General features: G+C 62.0%; 13 protein-coding genes. 8 read left to right on the top strand and 5 right to left on the bottom strand.

What is annotated here, in order from left to right:
• Positions 1-119 precede the first annotated feature (119 nt).
• From ileS to AC13CE_RS08235, 3 genes are read left to right on the top strand one after another with little or no spacing between them, the layout of a single operon-like run.
• Positions 120-3,029: an isoleucine--tRNA ligase gene (gene ileS, locus AC13CE_RS08245; protein ID WP_482972117.1), complete on the top strand. Its 2,910-nt coding sequence runs from the start codon at positions 120-122 to the stop codon at positions 3,027-3,029.
• 1 nt (position 3,030) lies between these two features.
• Positions 3,031-3,576: a signal peptidase II gene (gene lspA, locus AC13CE_RS08240; RefSeq protein WP_482972116.1), complete on the top strand. Its 546-nt coding sequence runs from the start codon at positions 3,031-3,033 to the stop codon at positions 3,574-3,576.
• Positions 3,576-3,986 carry a DUF3035 domain-containing protein gene (locus AC13CE_RS08235; protein ID WP_221538229.1) on the top strand — a complete coding sequence of 137 codons (411 nt, stop codon included), beginning with the start codon at positions 3,576-3,578 and terminating at the stop codon, positions 3,984-3,986. Before lspA ends, AC13CE_RS08235 begins: the two co-directional genes overlap by 1 nt.
• Positions 3,987-4,110: 124 nt before the next feature.
• On the opposite strand, the gene AC13CE_RS08230 is transcribed toward AC13CE_RS08235, so the two are convergent.
• Complete coding sequence (locus tag AC13CE_RS08230) at positions 4,111-5,436, bottom strand: hemolysin family protein (protein WP_473820827.1); 1,326 nt, start codon at positions 5,434-5,436, stop codon at positions 4,111-4,113.
• 169 nt (positions 5,437-5,605) lie between these two features.
• Between AC13CE_RS08230 and AC13CE_RS08225 the strand changes: the two genes are divergently transcribed.
• Entirely contained in the window at positions 5,606-6,304 is a 699-nt protein-coding gene (locus tag AC13CE_RS08225) for a YiaD family glycine zipper/OmpA-like lipoprotein (protein WP_221538227.1), read from the top strand.
• Positions 6,305-6,378: 74 nt separating this feature from the next.
• Here AC13CE_RS08225 and AC13CE_RS08220 read toward each other — a convergent pair whose 3' ends face one another.
• Entirely contained in the window at positions 6,379-7,161 is a 783-nt protein-coding gene (locus AC13CE_RS08220) for a 3'(2'),5'-bisphosphate nucleotidase CysQ (protein WP_221538226.1), read from the bottom strand.
• 121 nt (positions 7,162-7,282) lie between these two features.
• Here AC13CE_RS08220 and sucC point away from each other — a divergent pair, with 121 nt between their 5' ends.
• Complete coding sequence (sucC, locus tag AC13CE_RS08215; protein WP_482972115.1) at positions 7,283-8,482, top strand: ADP-forming succinate--CoA ligase subunit beta; 1,200 nt, start codon at positions 7,283-7,285, stop codon at positions 8,480-8,482.
• 15 nt (positions 8,483-8,497) lie between these two features.
• On the opposite strand, the gene AC13CE_RS08210 is transcribed toward sucC, so the two are convergent.
• Positions 8,498-8,992, bottom strand: coding sequence for a DUF6265 family protein (locus AC13CE_RS08210; protein WP_482972114.1), 495 nt, complete (start codon positions 8,990-8,992; stop codon positions 8,498-8,500).
• Between the two features lie 215 nt (positions 8,993-9,207).
• Between AC13CE_RS08210 and AC13CE_RS08205 the strand changes: the two genes are divergently transcribed.
• From AC13CE_RS08205 to AC13CE_RS08195, 3 genes are all read left to right on the top strand, one after another.
• Positions 9,208-9,954 carry an electron transfer flavoprotein subunit beta/FixA family protein gene (locus AC13CE_RS08205; RefSeq protein ID WP_221538223.1) on the top strand — a complete coding sequence of 249 codons (747 nt, stop codon included), beginning with the start codon at positions 9,208-9,210 and terminating at the stop codon, positions 9,952-9,954.
• A 123-nt stretch (positions 9,955-10,077) separates the two neighbouring features.
• A complete protein-coding gene (locus AC13CE_RS08200; protein WP_482972113.1) occupies positions 10,078-11,007 on the top strand; it encodes an electron transfer flavoprotein subunit alpha/FixB family protein in 930 nt (309 codons plus the stop codon).
• 71 nt (positions 11,008-11,078) lie between these two features.
• Positions 11,079-11,996, top strand: a complete 918-nt coding sequence (locus AC13CE_RS08195) for an energy transducer TonB (RefSeq protein WP_482972112.1) — start codon at positions 11,079-11,081, stop codon at positions 11,994-11,996.
• Positions 11,997-12,029: 33 nt separating this feature from the next.
• On the opposite strand, the gene AC13CE_RS08190 is transcribed toward AC13CE_RS08195, so the two are convergent.
• Positions 12,030-13,238 carry a DUF445 domain-containing protein gene (locus AC13CE_RS08190; RefSeq protein ID WP_473820833.1) on the bottom strand — a complete coding sequence of 403 codons (1,209 nt, stop codon included), beginning with the start codon at positions 13,236-13,238 and terminating at the stop codon, positions 12,030-12,032.
• Positions 13,239-13,321: 83 nt separating this feature from the next.
• Complete coding sequence (locus AC13CE_RS08185; protein ID WP_482972111.1) at positions 13,322-16,792, bottom strand: efflux RND transporter permease subunit; 3,471 nt, start codon at positions 16,790-16,792, stop codon at positions 13,322-13,324.
• Positions 16,793-16,796 lie beyond the last annotated feature (4 nt).

Here is a 16,796-nt window from a genome sequence, read left to right as displayed (position 1 = left end):
CTGGTCGGACAGAGCGGGCTGCGGAATGGATGCTGAAACAAGATCAGCATGACGGTACTAGCTGTTCCGGTTTCGAAACACTTTCCTACGGCGCGCAATTCCTCTAGCGGCGGCACCCTATGCCAGAAAGCGACCAGACACAGCGCGATTACCGGGACACGGTCTTCCTTCCCAAGACCGATTTTCCGATGAAGGCCGGCCTTCCGCAGAAGGAGCCGCAGATCCTTGCGCGCTGGCAGGAAGACAAGCTGTACGAGCAGCTGCGCGAAGAGCGTGCAGGCCGCGAAAAGTTCATCCTTCACGACGGCCCGCCCTATGCCAATGGCGACATGCATATCGGCCATGCGCTGAACCGCATCCTCAAGGACATGGTGGTGCGCAGCCAGAGCCTGCTCGGCAAGGACGCGCCCTTCGTGCCCGGCTGGGACTGCCACGGCCTGCCCATCGAATGGAAGGTCGAGGAACAGTACCGCAAGAAGAAGAAGGACAAGAAGGCGGTCCCCGCAGCCGAATTCCGGCAGGAATGCCGCGAATATGCGCAGAAATGGGTCGATGTTCAGCGGCAGCAGCTGAAGCGGCTCGGCCTGATGGCGGATTTCGACAATCCGTATCTGACCATGCAGGCGGAAAGCGAGGCGACCATCGTTGCCGAACTGATGAAGTTCGCCGAAGCCGGAAACCTCTATCGCGGATCGAAGCCGGTAATGTGGAGCCCGGTGGAAGAGACCGCGCTGGCCGAGGCCGAGGTCGAATATGAGGACATCACCTCGACCCAGATCGACGTGGCGTTCGAGATCGTGGAATCGCCGATTCCGGAACTGGTTGGCGCGCATGCGGTAATCTGGACGACGACGCCTTGGACGATCCCGGTGAACCAGGCTTTGGCGTACGGGCCGGAGGTTGAGTACGAGCATGTTTATGCGAACAACGGAAATAGATACTTAGTCGCACACGAACTCCGGGATGAGTTCCTTGAGCGCACGGGCCTTTCCGTAGTCGACGCGCCCGAACAGGGGGAAGTCGAAACCACGGACGATGTGGTGGATTGGATGAGCCGCCACATGGTGAAAGGCTCCGAACTCGCCGGAACCATCGCCCGCCACCCGATGCACAAACTCGGCGGGTTCTACGCAAATCCGCGCCCGCTGCTCGCAGGCGATTTCGTCACCACCGACAGCGGTACGGGTCTCGTCCACATGTCGCCCGATCATGGCGAGGACGATTTCCTGCTCTGCCGAGAACACGGCATCGAACCGGTCTTCGCGGTCATGGGCGACGGGCGCTATCGCGACGACTGGCCGTGGCTGGGCGGGAATGACGAGCGCCGCCGCGCGGTGATCAACAAGCCGTTCAACGCGCCCGACGGGCCGATCTGTTCGGACCTGCGCGAGGCTGGCGCGCTGCTTTCCGCCTCCGACGACTACCAGCATTCCTATCCGCATTCGTGGCGGTCGAAAGCCAAGGTCATCTATCGCTGCACGCCGCAGTGGTTCGTGCCGATGGACAAGCCGCTCGACACCGGCGATTTCGACGTCGCCGCGCCCGAAGGCTTCGGCGCTGCCGTGGCGATGTTCACCAGCAAGGACCACTCCACCCTGCGCGAAATCGCCATGCGCGAGATCGAGCGGGTGAAATTCTATCCCGAAAAGGGCCGCCGCCGCATCGGATCGATGGTCGAAGGCCGCCCCGACTGGGTGCTGAGCCGCCAGCGCGCATGGGGCGTGCCGATCACGCTGTTCGTGCGGCAGGACGGCAGCTATCTGCAGGACGCAGCTGTCAATGCCCGCGTCATCAAAGCGGTAAAGCAGCAGGGCGTCGATGCCTGGGACGAAAGCCGCAAGGCCGAATTCCTCGGCCCCGACCATGATCCGGCCGAGTTCGAGATGGTAACCGACATTCTCGACGTCTGGTTCGATAGCGGCTGCACCCACGCCTTCACGCTGGAAAGCGGCCGCTGGCCCGACCAGCGCTGGCCCGCCGATCTCTATCTAGAAGGCAGCGACCAGCATCGCGGCTGGTTCCAGTCCTCCCTGCTCGAAAGCTCCGCCACGCGCGGCCGTGCGCCCTACGACGCGGTGCTGACCCACGGTTTCACCATGGCGAGCGACGGCAAGAAGATGTCGAAGAGCCTCGGCAACACCATCGATCCCCTGAAGGTGATGGAGCAATACGGCGCGGACATCATCCGCCTGTGGGCGCTGAGCGTCGATTTCACCGAAGACCACCGGATCGGTGACGAGATCCTGAAAGGCGTGGGCGACCAGTACCGACGCCTGCGCAACACTTTCCGCTATCTCCTCGGCGCGCTCGACGGCTTCGTCGGCGACATGGGCGATACGGGCGAGATTCCCGAACTGGAAGTCTATGTCCTCGCGCTGCTCGCCGATCTCGACGGAAAGCTGAAGACCGCGCTCGAGGCTTACGACTTCAACACCTACACGCGCCTGCTGGTCGATTTCTGCAACGAGGACCTGTCGGCCTTCTATTTCGATATCCGCAAGGACTGCCTCTATTGCGACGGGCCGGACAGCACGCGCCGCAACGCCTATCGCACTGTACTGGACATCCTGTTCCACGCACTGGTGCGCTATGCCGCGCCGGTGCTGGTGTTCACCGCCGAGGAGGTGTGGACCACGCGCTATCCGGAAGGCGGCAGCGTCCACCTGCTCGAATGGCCCAAGGTTCCGGGCGTATCGGCCGATGGCGCACGCTGGGAAAAGCTGCGCGATCTGCGTGAGCGCGTGACCGAGGCGATCGAGCCGCTGCGCCGCGACAAGACCATCCGTTCCAGCCTCGAAGCCGATGTGGTGGTCCCCGACAGCGCGGTGCCCGAAGGCTTCAGCGACGCGGATCTTGCCGAACTGTTCATCACCGCGTCAGTCGCCCGGAGCGATAGCGACACGGTGTCCGTTACCCGTACAGACGAAAACAAATGCGGCCGTTGCTGGCGCCTGCTCCCCTCGGTTTCCGAGGACGGGGCGTTGTGCGACCGCTGCGAGGATGTCGTCACCCAGATGGATGCTGCCTGACATGAACCCGCTTCTTCGCATGCGTCTGATCGGTGTCGCGATCGCCTTCGCCATCTATGGCGTGGACCAGTATGTGAAATGGCTCATGGTAGAGCCGCTGCAGCTGCGCCAGCGCGGCGTGATCGACCTGCTGCCCTTCTTCGACCTGCGCTGGACGCAGAATTTCGGCGTCTCGATGGGGATGTTCGAGGCCGACAGCTTCGAATCGCGCTGGATCCTGGTGGGTGTGACCGCGCTGATCGCGCTGGCGGTCACCATCTGGATGTTCCGCGAGAAGGCGCTGGGCGATATCCTTGGCCTGTCGATGATCCTCGGCGGGGCGCTGGGCAACATCAAGGACCGCTACGAGCTCGGCTATGTCATCGACTATGCCGACTTCCATATCGGGGAATTCCGCCCCTTCCTGATCTTCAACATCGCCGATGCGGCCATCACCATCGGCGTCCTGATAATCCTTGCCCGCGCCTTCTTCATGCGCGACAAGGACGATGAAGAGGTCGACGACCTCATGCACGGCAAACCGGCAGACGCCGCGGAGAGCAACTGATGAATACCCTTACCCGTATCGCCCTTCTTGGCGCCGTTTCGAGCATGCTGGCCGCATGCGGCGGCGGCGGTTTCCTGAACCGCGAACGCCCTGATGAATTCGCCGTCCAGCGCCAGGCGCCGCTCGTAGTGCCGCCCGATTTCAACCTCGTGCCCCCCGCTCCCGGCGCGCCGCGCCCGACGGAAGGCACTGCGGCAGAACAGACGCTCGAAGCGCTGTTCGGTGGCCCTGCAGAGCGTAGCTCGGTCGAAACCAGCGCGCTCGACCGCGCCGGTGCGGCCGAACCGGGCATCCGTTCGCAGGTGGGTTCGGAAGAAACCAACACCGTGGCCAAGGGCCGCGTGACCCGCGACATCATCGCCGCCCCGGAAGGTGACGGCGCATCAGCGCAGGCTGTAATTCCTGGCTGATTGTTTTGCGACCCCGCCTACGCGGGTTCGTCCTTGCTAGGCGTGCGACAAGCCGCACCCGCTGCGGGGCGGGCAGTCGCCCTTGCCGGGCCTCCACCGGCCCGGTTAGGCGTCGCCTGAGACCTTAATCTGGAGTGACTTCGCGCTTCGCCTTGCCCGCGACTTCGCTGACCAGCACCTTGTCGATGCGGCGTTCGTCGAGGTCGACGATTTCGAAGCGCCAGCCCTGCTCCTCGAACCATTCGCCTTCGACGGGCAGTTTCTTCATCACTGCGAGGCAGAAGCCCGCGACGGTCGCGAATTCGCGGTCGTCGCCGTAATCGAGCCCTAGCCGGTCGGCGAGCGCATCGGCCGAAAGCGATCCGGCCACGAGCAGGCTGCCATCGTCTCGCTCAACGATACCCGGCGTATCGTCCGGGTCCTGGTCGCTGGCAAAATCGCCCACCAGCGCGGTAAGCAGGTCCACCGGGGTCACGATTCCATCCAGATGGCCGTATTCGTCATGCACCATGGCCATGGCGATATCGGCCTGCTGCAGCACGCGGAGCGCATCGACCGCATCGAGCTGGTCGGGCACGACCTCCGCCTTCTTCATGAGCGTTTCGAGCACCACGCCCTTGCCCGCCAGCATCGTGCCCAGCACTTCGCGCACCCGCACGAGACCCATTATCCGGTCGGGCGATCCGTCGGCCACCGGCCACACCGAATGCGGGCTTTCCTCCAGCATCGCGCGGATCGCTTCTTCATCCGCATTGACGTCGATCCAGTCGAGATCGGTCCGCGGGGTCATCACCTCGCGCACGGGACGCTGGGCGAGGCGTACCACGCCGGCTAGCATCTGGTGCTGTTCGCTCTCGATCACGCCGCTGCGGGTCGCCTCTGCGAAAAGCATGTGCAGCTCTTCTGCCGTGACCGAGCTTTGCCCTGCGGGCTTCACACCCAGCAGGCGGATCAGCAGGCCCGAGGAGGCATCCAGCAGCCAGACCAGCGGAGCGGCCACTTTTGCAAGCAGCGCCATCGGGCGCGCCATGATGATAGAGATCGGCACCGCGGCGCGCAGCGCGACCTGCTTGGGCACGAGTTCGCCCACGACGAGGCTGAGATAGGTCGTCAGTGCGATGACCAGCGCAAAACCGGCTTCCTCCGCCCACTCTGCGGGCAGGCCCATAGCCTCCAGCCGCTCGCCCACAGGTCCGCCCAGGCTTGCTCCGGAATAAGCACCCGCGATGATACCGATCAGGGTGATGCCGATCTGGACGGTTGAAAGGAATTTGCCCGGGTCCGCCGCCAGCTCGATCGCGGTTTTCGCCGCGGCGCTGCCCTGATTGGCAGCCGAGCGCAGCCGCCCCGTGCGTGCGGAGACAATTGCCAGTTCACTCATGGCGAACACGCCGTTGAGCAGAATCAAGCCGGCGATGATGAGAAGGTCTGTCCAGGGAAAGGGTGTCACACCCCTTCGCTAGCACAAAAGTGCCGCTCTGCCAGCGTCTCTCGGAACAGGCTGTGAATTGGATGGTTCTGATACTCTAGAGACGCTGGTGGGCGCGTCCCATGGCGTTCGGGTGAGGCAAGGGCTGGAGCGCCCCCACGAGCCCGGCTCTCAGAAAGGGAATGAAAACATGAAAACATCACGCTTTTTCCTCGCAGGACTTTCTTCCATCGCTCTGCTCGGCACCTCTGCCTGTGTCACAGACCCCAACACCGGCGAACGCAAGGTATCGCGCACCGTACTCGGCGGTGTGGGTGGCGCTGTGGCCGGCGGCCTTCTTGGCGGCGTAATCGGCGGCAAGACCGGACGCATCATCGGCGCGGCAGCCGGCGGCGCGGCGGGCGGCTATGTCGGTTACCGCATGGACCAGCAGATCAAGGAACTGGAAGAACAGACAGCCGGCTCGGGCGTCGATGTGAGCGAAACCGACGGCGGCGAGGCGATTCTCGTCAACCTGCCCGATGGCGTGACCTTCGCCACCGGCAGCGCCACGATCAACTCTGCCTTCCGCGCGACACTCGACAATGTGGCGGCCAACCTGGTCCAATATCCCAACAGCCTTATCGACGTGTACGGATACACCGACACGACAGGCGGAACCGACCTCAACCAGCGCCTGTCCGAACAGCGCGCCCAGGCAGTCGCCAACTACCTGATCAGCCGCGGCGTGAGCTCCTCGCGCATTCGCTGGCAGGGTTACGGCGAGCAATATGAGCATCTCAAGGTCAAGACCGCCGACGGCGTGAACGAACCTCTCAACCGCCGCGTCGAGATCAAGATCATCCCGTTCGACCAGGACGACGTGGAAGCTGCTCAGGCGAACCAGTAACGTCCACTAACTCGAACTCACGTTCAACAGGAAGGGGTCGGGTCCAACCCGGCCCCTTTTTCATGCGTTGCTTTCTAGGGTCTGGCGATCTGATGTGCCCTGTCGGAGAGATGCTCGACGGTGGCGGTATGGATGTCCGGCGCACTGACAATGACGCCGAAGGCGCGTGGATCGCGCTTGTTGTAATCGAGCTTGCGACCGAAACTGTCGGACACGGCCGCTCCTGCCTCGCGCGCGATCAGCCCGGCGGCGGCAATGTCCCATTCGAAACCCCAGCGCAGCGTGGCGACGAGATCGGCGCGGTCATCCGCCACCATGGCGATCCTGAGCGCTATGGAATTGGGCTGCTCGACCTTGGTCAGCATGCGGTCCTGCTTCATCAGATCGTTGGCAGGTACGCGCGCGCCCTCGAAATCCCGCCGTGTCGAAGCGGCGATCCGGGCTCCGTTGAGCGTGGCGCCCTGCCCCGCAACGGCATGCCACACCTCGCCGCGCGCAGGCGCGCAGAGCGTGCCGATGAGCGGCCTGCCGGAACTGATCAGCGCCACCGATACCGCCCAGCCCTTGCGTCCGCGAATGAAATCGCGCGTGCCGTCCACCGGATCGACCAGCCAGATCAAATCGCGATCGAGCCGTTCCGGATCGTCGGCGGTTTCTTCTGAAAGCCATCCGGCTGAAGGCAGCAACGCGCCCAGTTCGCGCTTGAGGAAGGCATCGACGGCCAGATCGGCCTCGCACACCGGGCTTCCCGGAGTCTTCTCCCACGACTCCAGTTCCGCACCCGCTCCCGGCCAGAGTCCGAGCGCAATCTCGCCTGCCTGCGCGACGATGGATTCGAGACGTTTACTGTCGATCATGGAGCGCGAGTGCACCTGCACCCGAAAACCGCACTTTTCAAGCGCGCCCAGACATGCTTATGCGCACGCGCAGATTCCCATCCCCCCAGACCGCGCATTCGCGCGAAGGACGAGAACCCAGATGAACATTCACGAATACCAGGCTAAGGAACTCCTCGCGAAATACGGCATCGCCGTTCCCGCAGGACACGCAGCACTCACCGTCGAAGAAGCGGTTGCAGGCGCGAAGCAGCTTCCCGGGCCACTCTATGTCGTGAAGGCGCAGATCCACGCCGGCGGGCGCGGCAAGGGCAAGTTCAAGGAACTGGGGCCCGATGCGAAGGGCGGCGTCCGCCTGTCGAAGAGCGTGGACGAGGTCGAAGCGAATGCGAAGGAAATGCTCGGCAACACGCTGGTAACGATCCAGACCGGCGACGAAGGCAAGCAGGTCAATCGCCTCTACGTCACCGACGGCGTCGATATCGAGAAGGAATACTACCTCTCCATGCTGGTCGACCGTGCTTCCGGCCAGGTCGCCATGATCGCCTCCACCGAGGGCGGGATGGATATCGAAGACGTGGCGCATGAAACGCCCGAGAAGATCACCACCATCACTATCGACCCGGCGCAGGGCTTCATGCCGCACCATGGCCGCGCGGTTGCCTTCGCCCTCAAGCTGACAGGCGAAACCAACAAGCAGTGCCAGAAGCTGGCGAAGCAGCTCTACACCGCCTTCATGGACCTCGACATGGAAATGCTCGAGATAAACCCGCTGGTGGAAGACAAGGAGGGCAACCTCCTCGTACTCGACACCAAGATGAGTTTCGACAGCAACGCGCTTTATCGCCACAAGGACGTGGAAGCGATGCGCGACGAGACCGAGGAAGACCCGGCCGAAGTCGAGGCGAGCGAATACGACCTCGCCTATATCAAGCTCGACGGCAACATCGGCTGCATGGTCAATGGCGCGGGCCTGGCCATGGCGACGATGGACATCATCAAGCTGAACGGCGCCTTCCCTGCAAACTTCCTCGACGTGGGCGGCGGCGCGACCACCGAGAAGGTGACGGCCGCGTTCAAGATCATCCTCAAGGACCCGGCAGTCGAGGGCATCCTCGTCAATATCTTCGGCGGGATCATGAAATGCGACGTGATCGCCAACGGTATCGTGCAGGCGGCAAAGGACGTGAACCTTTCGGTTCCGCTGGTCGTCCGCCTCGAAGGTACCAACGTCCGGGAAGGCAAGGAAATCCTCGCCAACTCGGGCCTGCCGATCGTCCCGGCAGACGATCTGGGCGATGCAGCCCGCAAGATCGTGGCCGAGGTGAAGAAGGCGGCCTGAGCGCCGCCCTGGCTGTCAGTCGACCCGTTCGAAACGGAAAACCAGTTCGCTGATCTCGTCGCCGTCGCTCTTCATGCGTACGGCGGCGAGCAGCCCGTCCTCTCCATCGCACCGCAATGTGAGCGAGTGGAAATAGGCAGCGCAACCCTCTACCGCGATCAGGCGAAAGGTGAGCATGTCGTCCTTCTCCTCCCAAGCAGTGAGGTCGGCATTGAAGTGCTTCAAGCGCAGGACCAGCGTTCCCTCTTCCTCCACCAGATACATGTGCTCGGTGAAGCGGATGCCGCCTTCCCCGGTTTGCTGGACAAATGTGCCCACCATCGTATCGCCGGTAGGTGGAAGCCAGCTTTCCATCGCCGCCGCACCACCGATGCCGCTGCCGCTCCACTGGCCGACCAGCCAGGACATTTGTTCCATCGTTGCCGGCGGGGATTGGTAGTCTTCCGGTGCGGTGCGCGTTTCCTGCGCGACTGCCGCCGTCGTCATAAAGAGCAGAAGCCCTGTTGCCATAAACGCTATATGCATTGCCAAACCTCCCACCGTCGGCTGAAACTATTCGCGGCCAGAACCATAGTAAAGGTAATCCGGCCCGCGCGCTTGACCTGCGGTTTTCCGCGGGACAGGAAGCCAGTCGAGAGTCGGCAAACGGCCGCCGCTTTGCTTGACGTTTACGTAAACGCAAGCTAGGCGGGCACCGAAGTTTCCATCGAGAGGAAGGTATTCGCATGAAAATCCTCGTCCCCGTCAAGCGGGTGATCGATTACAACGTCAAACCGCGCGTGAAGGCCGATGGCTCGGGCGTGGACCTTGCCAATGTAAAGATGAGCATGAACCCCTTCGACGAAATCGCCGTCGAGGAGGCCATCCGCCTCAAGGAAGCGGGCAAGGCCGAAGAGATCGTGGCCGTCAGCATCGGGCCGGCAAAGGCGCAGGAAACGCTGCGCACTGCGCTTGCCATGGGCGCCGACCGCGCGATCCTGGTGGAGACCGATGACGAGGTCGAACCCCTCGCGGTTGCCAAGATCCTCAAGGCCATCGCCGAAGAGGAAGAGCCCGGCATCGTGATGCTCGGCAAGCAGGCGATCGACGACGATTCGAACCAGACCGGCCAGATGCTGGCGGCCCTGATGGGCCGTCCGCAGGGCACCTTCGCCAATACAGTCGAGGTAGATGGCGATCACGTTATCGTGAAACGCGAGGTCGATGGCGGTCTCGAGACCGTGAAGCTCACGCTTCCGGCCATCGTCACCACCGATTTGCGCCTGAACGAGCCGCGCTATGCCTCGCTGCCGAACATCATGAAGGCGAAGAAGAAGCCGCTCGATACCAAGAGCCCGTCCGATTACGGTGTCGACACCGCGCCGCGCCTGAAGACCACCAACGTCTCCGAACCGCCGGTTCGGCAGGCTGGCGTGAAGGTCGAGGACGTCGATGCGCTGGTTGCCAAGATCAAGGCATTGGGCATCGCATAAGGAATTCACCCGTCATCCGTTCGTGCTGAGCTTGTCGAAGCACCGTCCTTCTTTCGGGCGCTCGGATGAAGAAAAGTACGGCCCTTCGACAAGCTCAGGGCGAACGGACTTGGAGGTTTGAACATGAAGACACTGGTGTGGGTCGAACACGACAATGCCGAAATGAAGGACGCGACGCTTGCCGCGGTGACCGCTGCGGGCAAGCTGGGCGAAGTGCACCTGCTGGTCGCCGGATCGGGCTGCCGCGCGGTTGCCGAACAGGCTGCGAAGGTCGCGGGCGTGGGCAAGGTCCACCTTGCCGACGATGCGGCATATGAGCATGCGCTGGCGGAAAACGTCGCGCCGCTGATTGCCGACCAGATGAGCCATCACGACGCGTTCGTCGCGCCCGCCACCACCACCGGCAAGAACATCGCGCCGCGCGTCGCCGCTTTGCTCGATGTGATGCAGGTGTCGGACATCCTTTCGGTCGAAGGCGACAAGACCTTCACCCGTCCGATTTACGCCGGCAATGCCATCGCGACCGTCGAAAGCACGGACGAAAAGCTTGTCATCACCGTTCGCGGAACCGCCTTCGACAAGGCGGAAGCGGAAGGCGGCTCGGGCACCATCGAGGAAATTTCCGGTCCGACCGACGCAGGTCTTTCCAGCTTCGTCAGCCAGGAAATCGCCGAGAGTGACCGTCCCGAACTGACCAGCGCCAAGATCATCGTTTCGGGTGGCCGCGCGCTGAAGGACGCGGAAACCTTCGAGCAGGTCATCACGCCGCTGGCAGACAAGCTCGGCGCAGGCATCGGCGCTTCGCGCGCCGCGGTCGATGCGGGTTACGTTCCGAACGATTACCAGGTCGGCCAGACCGGTAAGATCGTGGCTCCGGAAGTCTACATCGCCATCGGCATCTCGGGCGCGATCCAGCACCTCGCCGGGATGAAAGACTCCAAAACGATCATCGCGATCAACAAGGACGAGGACGCACCGATCTTCCAGGTGGCGGACATCGGCTTGGTCGCCGATCTCTATAAGGCTGTCCCGGAACTCACTGAAAAGCTTTGATGTCATTACGGAATTGAGTGACACCCCCCTTTCGCTTATGCAGATTGGCAAGAGCGAAGGGGGGTCACTAAATGCGAATTATCTTGTCTGGAATCGTTCTCGCAGCGCTTTTCACAGGCGATGCGAAAGCAGAGGTTTTGACACTCAAGGCTGACAGCAAGTGGGTCGCCGATTATGGCGAGAACAGCTGCCGCTTGATCAGGACATATGGGAAGTCCGACGACCAAACAGTCTTGATGATAGAGCAGTATTCGCCATCAGCAGATTTTGACTGGACTGTTGCCGGGCCACCCCTTGCGCGGACAAGGTGGTCAAAGGATGTTACGGTCCAGTGGGGGCCAGAGTTTAATCAGTTCGAGAAAACATTCTTGAAAGCCGCGCTCGGTAAGTTCGGTCCGGCATTTATAGGTAGAGGCTGGGAACTTGGACAGCCGGTCGTCTCGAAAGTGAAAGAGCGCGACCTCCGCGAACTGGGTCGCGCCGAACTGGCTTCGGGCCTCGACCCGGTCCTCGGCGGCCTTGATCCCGATCGCGCGGCGCGTGTGCAATACCTTTCGTTTTGGCAGAGCGACCGATTGGCGATCACCCTTCAATTGGAAGACATGGGGGCTGCAGTTGCTGCGCTTAACAAATGCACTCTCGACTTGGCTCAAGGTTGGGGTTTCGACGAAACTTACCAGGATCGACTGACGACCACACCCGTGTGGCTGAACGTCCGCGAGATCGCGGCCGACATTCAGCGACATTACCCGAGCAAGGCGCTCATGCGAGGAGCGCAGGCGAATTTCAAAGTCCGCATAATCGTCGATAGTGAAGGTAAGGCAGAGCGTTGTGACTGGATCAACAACACTCAGGCGGACGACTTCGAAATGAAACGCACGCCATGTGATATTATAATGGCCGATGCCAGGTTCGAACCAGCCATGGACGAAGAAGGGGAGCCGATCCGATCGATCTATCAAACCAGCATACTTTACCGGATGCCATAAGTTCTCGGATAGCTCTGTATTTCCCTGCCAGTATTATAGTAGCTGGCTGCCAGCGTGCAGCGTCAGTCCCACCAGCCCGCCAACCAGTGTTCCATTGATCCGAATGAACTGCAGATCGCGGCCAACCGCGTTCTCCACACGGCCTGTGAGGGTCGTCGCATCCCAGCGGCGGACGGTTTCGCTGACGAGTTGCACGATCTGATCGCCATAGCGCGTCGCCACGCCCACGGCGGTACGGCGGGCGAAGCGGTTGACCTGCTGCTGCAAGCGGATGTCGTCGCGTAAGGCACCGCCGAGTTCGGCCAGGGTCTCTCCGAGGTAGCCGTCTCCGGCGCCGCCGCTTTCGCGGATGCTGTTTATGAGGCGCGCGCGGATGCGCTCCCACACCGATTGCCACCAATCCGCGATCGCCGGATTGTTCACGAGCTCGACCTTCATGCGCTCGACCCGCGCCTGCATTTCGGGATCCTCGCGAAGGCCGCGGGCAAGTTCCTGAAGGCCCTCCTCGATCTTGTTGCGAAGGGGGTGCTCCGGATCGACCAGCACTTCTGCAAGGAGCTTGTAGAGACCGTCGAGAACCGAGTTCGCAACCCTCTCGTCCAGACCGGTGAAGCGAAGCACGGCATTGGCCCGATTGTGCACCATATCGCGGACCATCTGCTCATTATCCTCGAGCACGAGGCCAGCCCAACGAATGATCTTGTCGATCACCACCTTGTGCCTGCCATCTTCGATCATCGCGTCGAGCATGCTGCCCAATAGGGGCGAGACTTCCAGCTTTTCGATCTGCGCGGCGAGCCCGGAGCGGACTTGGGTGCCGAGCCTGTCGGGATCGAGCGATTCCAGCACCTCGACCGCAAGCTCGCCTGCACCGGCTCGGACGCGCGAATCACGCGCGGCCCTGGGATCGGCGAGATAGCCCCCCACCGCTGCGGCCAAATTCATCGCCCCCATCCGGCGGGCTACGACTTGTGGCGTCAGGAAGTTCTCGCGCAGGAAACCTGCCATCGTATCGGCGATACGGTCCTTGTTCGCTGGAATGATCGCCGTGTGCGGGATCGGCAAGCCGAGTGGGCGGCGAAACAGCGCGGTGACAGCGAACCAGTCGGCAAGACCACCCACCATCGCCGCTTCGGCAAAGGCATGGGCATAGCCCCAGGCAGGATGCACATCGAGCCAGCGCCCCGACGCGATGAAGATAGCCGCCATGAGCACCAGCATGCCCGTGGCAGTACGACGCATGGCACGGGCGCGATCCGCCGGGAGCGGCTCGCCGCCCCTTCCAGTCAGATTATGGGAAGTGCCCGCCATACCCTAGGCGACGCTTACTCCGCCGGTTCGATCCCGGGTTCATGGGCTTTTGGCCCGGGAACACCGTCTTCGTCGCCCGGTCGATAGGTCAGGAACCTATTCCGCAGCCAGGGCCCAGCCCGCTTCTCGAACCCGTCCGCAAGGCTGAATCCAGCCGGCACGATCAGCAGCGTAAGCAGTGTCGAGAGGATCAGACCGCCGATCACCACCGTACCCATCGGCGCACGCCATGCCCCATCGCCCGACAGGCTGAGCGCTGTAGGCACCATACCTGCCGTCATAGCAACAGTAGTCATGACGATCGGCTGTGCACGCTTGTGCCCGGCATCGATGATGGCATCCATCTTCTCCTGACCTGCATCCATGGCCTCGATCGCGAAGTCGATCAGCAGGATCGAGTTTTTCGAGACGATCCCCAGCAGCAGCAGCACACCGATCAACACCGGCATTGAGAGCGGCTGACCCACAATCCAGACCAGGAATATACCGCCGAGCGGTGCCAGAGCAAGCGAGGTCATGTTGACCAGCGGACTCATGAGACGCTTGTAGAGCAGGACCAGCACCGCGAAAACGAGCAGGATGCCCGCCATCAAGGCGATCGAGAAATTCTCCTTAAGTTCCTGCTGCATCTCGTCTTCGCCGACCTGATCGCGGATCACGCCCTGTGGCAGGTTCGCCAGAGTAGGAAGGGCATCGACCTGCTCCATCGCGTTGCCGCGCAATACGCCGCTGGCAAGGTCGGCTCCGATGAAGACCCGTCGGTTCTGGTTATAGCGCTGGATCGTCGTCGGACCCGAACCGAAAGTGATGTCGGCAATCCGGCCGAGGGGGACAGAAGTGCCGTTGGCCGTCGGAACCGGCAGGTTCTCGATCGTGACGATATCCTCCCGCGCCCCTTCCGGCAGACGCACTGTGATCGGGATCTGGCGGTCGGATAGCGAGAATTTCGCCGCGTTCTGTTCGATCTCACCCATGGTCGCGATACGGATCGCCTGACTCATCGCGGCGGTGGACACGCCCAGATCGGCAAGCAGTTCGGTCCGCGGCCTGATGATGATTTCGGGCCGCGGAACATCGGCTGTGATGCGCGGGGCGACGATGGTCGAAACGCCCTTCATCTCTTCTACGACCTTGGAGGCGGTGTCGCTGAGAAGTTCGGGATCGGAGCCTGCGAGCATGATCGTCAAATCACGCCCGCTGCCACCGCCGCCGGGACCGTTCATGGAGTTCCAGCGGACCCGAGCATCGGGGATCAGGGCCAGTTCAGGAGCGAGAGCGCGGGTGAATACATAGGACGGACGTTCGCGATCTTCCTTCAAGGTAATGTAGAGCGTCGCCTGCCCTTCCCGGACGCGTTCGAGGACGCGTTCGACTTCCGGCTGCTCATAGAGCAGGGCGGCAACCTGATCGGCTACGCGTTCGGTCGTATCCAGCGTCGTACCGGGCACCATCTCGATCTCGACCTGGACGTTCTCGTCGTCGATTTCAGGATTGAACTGGAACGGTGTCTGCGTGAACAGCAGGACCGTCAGCAGGAAAGAGAACCAGCCCACACCCAGCATCCATACGCGGTGGTCATAAAAGCGCGCCTCGAGATAGCGCCAGCTCTGGCCAAGCCGCTCGCCAATCACACGGGTGAGGAAACCGAGGATTTTCAGGAGCCCGAAAACCAGGGCGAAACCGACCGCGGTAGCCACTGCCAATTGAATGATCTGCAGGGGACGCATCACCAGATCGTGCAGGAACCCTTCCGACGCCACGGCATTGGCCAGCGTCTGGGGTATCTGCAATCCGTCGATCGCATTGAAGGTCATAAAAACCGCCGCACCGGAAATGCCGAGCAAGGTGAACACGACGAGCAGCAGGGAGAGCGCATAGGCCCAGCGATGTTTAGGCGCCGGCAGGCCCGCGCGGCGTGCGTGCATCTTGCCACGTTCGAGCGACCAGTGGAGCACGCGCATATAGCGGTCCATCCACTTGCCCTCGCCATGTTCGGCATGGCCGTGTGCTTTCAAGAAATAGGCCGACAGCATCGGGGTGATCATGCGCGCGACAGCAAGGCTCATCAGCACCGCGATGACGACGGTCAGACCGAAATTCTTGAAGAACTGGCCCGTCACGCCCGGCATCAGGCCGACCGGCAGGAAGACCGCGACTATGCAGAAGCTGGTTGCGACGACCGGCAGGCCGATTTCATCCGCCGCATCGATCGACGCCTGATAGGCGCTCTTACCCATGCGCATGTGCCGGACGATGTTCTCGATCTCGACAATGGCATCGTCGACCAGAACACCCGCCACGAGACCGAGCGCGAGCAGTGACAGGAAGTTCAGATTGAACCCGAGCAGATCCATGAACCAGAAGGTGGGTATCGCGGACAGCGGGATAGCGACTGCGGAGATAAATGTAGCACGCCAGTCGCGCAGGAAGAAGAACACCACCACAACCGCCAGTATTGCGCCCTCGATCATAGCGGCGATCGAGCTTGAATACTGGCTCTTGGTGTACTTTACCGTGTCGAATAGCTGTATGAAGCGGACGTCGGGGTTTTCGGCCTCGATCTGCGCAATAAGTTCTTGCGCTTCTTCATAAACGGTGACGTCCGAAGCTCCCTTTGCGCGGCTCATATAGAAGTTCACAACTTCCTGATCGCGGACCTTGGAAATGGATGTGCGCTCCGAATAGCCGTCGCTCACGGTTGCAACATCGCCCAGCCTGAGCGTCGTTCCGTCCGCAAGGCGGATCTGGCGTTGAGAGAGTTCGAAGGCGCTTCCGGTGTTGCCGAGAACGCGGACCGATTGGCGCGTGCCGCCGACCTCCGCCATGCCGCCTGCCGCATCGAGATTGTCGCGCCGCAGGACCTGGTTGATCTCGGATGCAGTTACTCCGTAAGCTTGCATTTTCGCGAGGTCGAGCGTGACCTCGATTTCCCGGTCGACGCCGCCGAAGCGCCCGGCTTCGGCCATGCCCTCGATCGACAGCAGACGCTTGGCGACGGTATCATCGATGAACCAGCTGAGCTGTTCGATCGTCATGTCGCTCGCTTCGACGGCGTAAATGCCCAGGAAGCCTCCAGCGACATCGACCTTTTCGATACGCGGTTCGAGAATGCCCTCGGGCAAGCTTCCGCGCACGCCATCGATCGCGTTTTTCACCTCGGAAACGGCGTCGTTGGGATCGGTGCCGATCTCGAATTCGACGAAGGTGTTCGAACTACCTTCACGGGCGGTCGAGGTAATCTTGTTGACCCCAGCGACCGAACGCACGGCCGATTCGACCCGCTGCGTGATCTGGTTCTCGATCTCGGTCGGTGCGGCACCGGGCTGTGAGATCGTGATATTTACGGCCGGGAATTCAATATCCGGATTATTGACCACATCCATCCGCGCGAAGCTGAGAATGCCGGCCAGCAACAGGGCCGTGAACGCCACCAGGGGGATGACCGGGTTGCGGATCGACCACGCGGAAAGATTGCGGAAGTTCATGTAG

Source organism: Qipengyuania sp. B-5, from assembly GCF_056857815.1.
The sequence above is the reverse complement of the archived record's forward strand: the minus strand, read 5'-3'. Positions and strand labels throughout refer to the sequence as shown.

Excerpts from the sequence above, each read along its gene's own strand:
- ileS (WP_482972117.1), top strand. The coding sequence starts at position 120 with ATGCCAGAAAGCGACCAGACACAGCGCGATTACCGGGACACGGTCTTC.
- lspA (WP_482972116.1), top strand. The coding sequence starts at position 3,031 with ATGAACCCGCTTCTTCGCATGCGTCTGATCGGTGTCGCGATCGCCTTC.
- AC13CE_RS08235 (WP_221538229.1), top strand. The coding sequence starts at position 3,576 with ATGAATACCCTTACCCGTATCGCCCTTCTTGGCGCCGTTTCGAGCATG.
- AC13CE_RS08225 (WP_221538227.1), top strand. The coding sequence starts at position 5,606 with ATGAAAACATCACGCTTTTTCCTCGCAGGACTTTCTTCCATCGCTCTG.
- AC13CE_RS08220 (WP_221538226.1), bottom strand. The coding sequence starts at position 7,161 with ATGATCGACAGTAAACGTCTCGAATCCATCGTCGCGCAGGCAGGCGAG.
- sucC (WP_482972115.1), top strand. The coding sequence starts at position 7,283 with ATGAACATTCACGAATACCAGGCTAAGGAACTCCTCGCGAAATACGGC.
- AC13CE_RS08210 (WP_482972114.1), bottom strand. The coding sequence starts at position 8,992 with ATGGCAACAGGGCTTCTGCTCTTTATGACGACGGCGGCAGTCGCGCAG.
- AC13CE_RS08205 (WP_221538223.1), top strand. The coding sequence starts at position 9,208 with ATGAAAATCCTCGTCCCCGTCAAGCGGGTGATCGATTACAACGTCAAA.
- AC13CE_RS08200 (WP_482972113.1), top strand. The coding sequence starts at position 10,078 with ATGAAGACACTGGTGTGGGTCGAACACGACAATGCCGAAATGAAGGAC.
- AC13CE_RS08195 (WP_482972112.1), top strand. The coding sequence starts at position 11,079 with ATGCGAATTATCTTGTCTGGAATCGTTCTCGCAGCGCTTTTCACAGGC.
- AC13CE_RS08190 (WP_473820833.1), bottom strand. The coding sequence starts at position 13,238 with ATGCGTCGTACTGCCACGGGCATGCTGGTGCTCATGGCGGCTATCTTC.
- AC13CE_RS08185 (WP_482972111.1), bottom strand. The coding sequence starts at position 16,792 with ATGAACTTCCGCAATCTTTCCGCGTGGTCGATCCGCAACCCGGTCATC.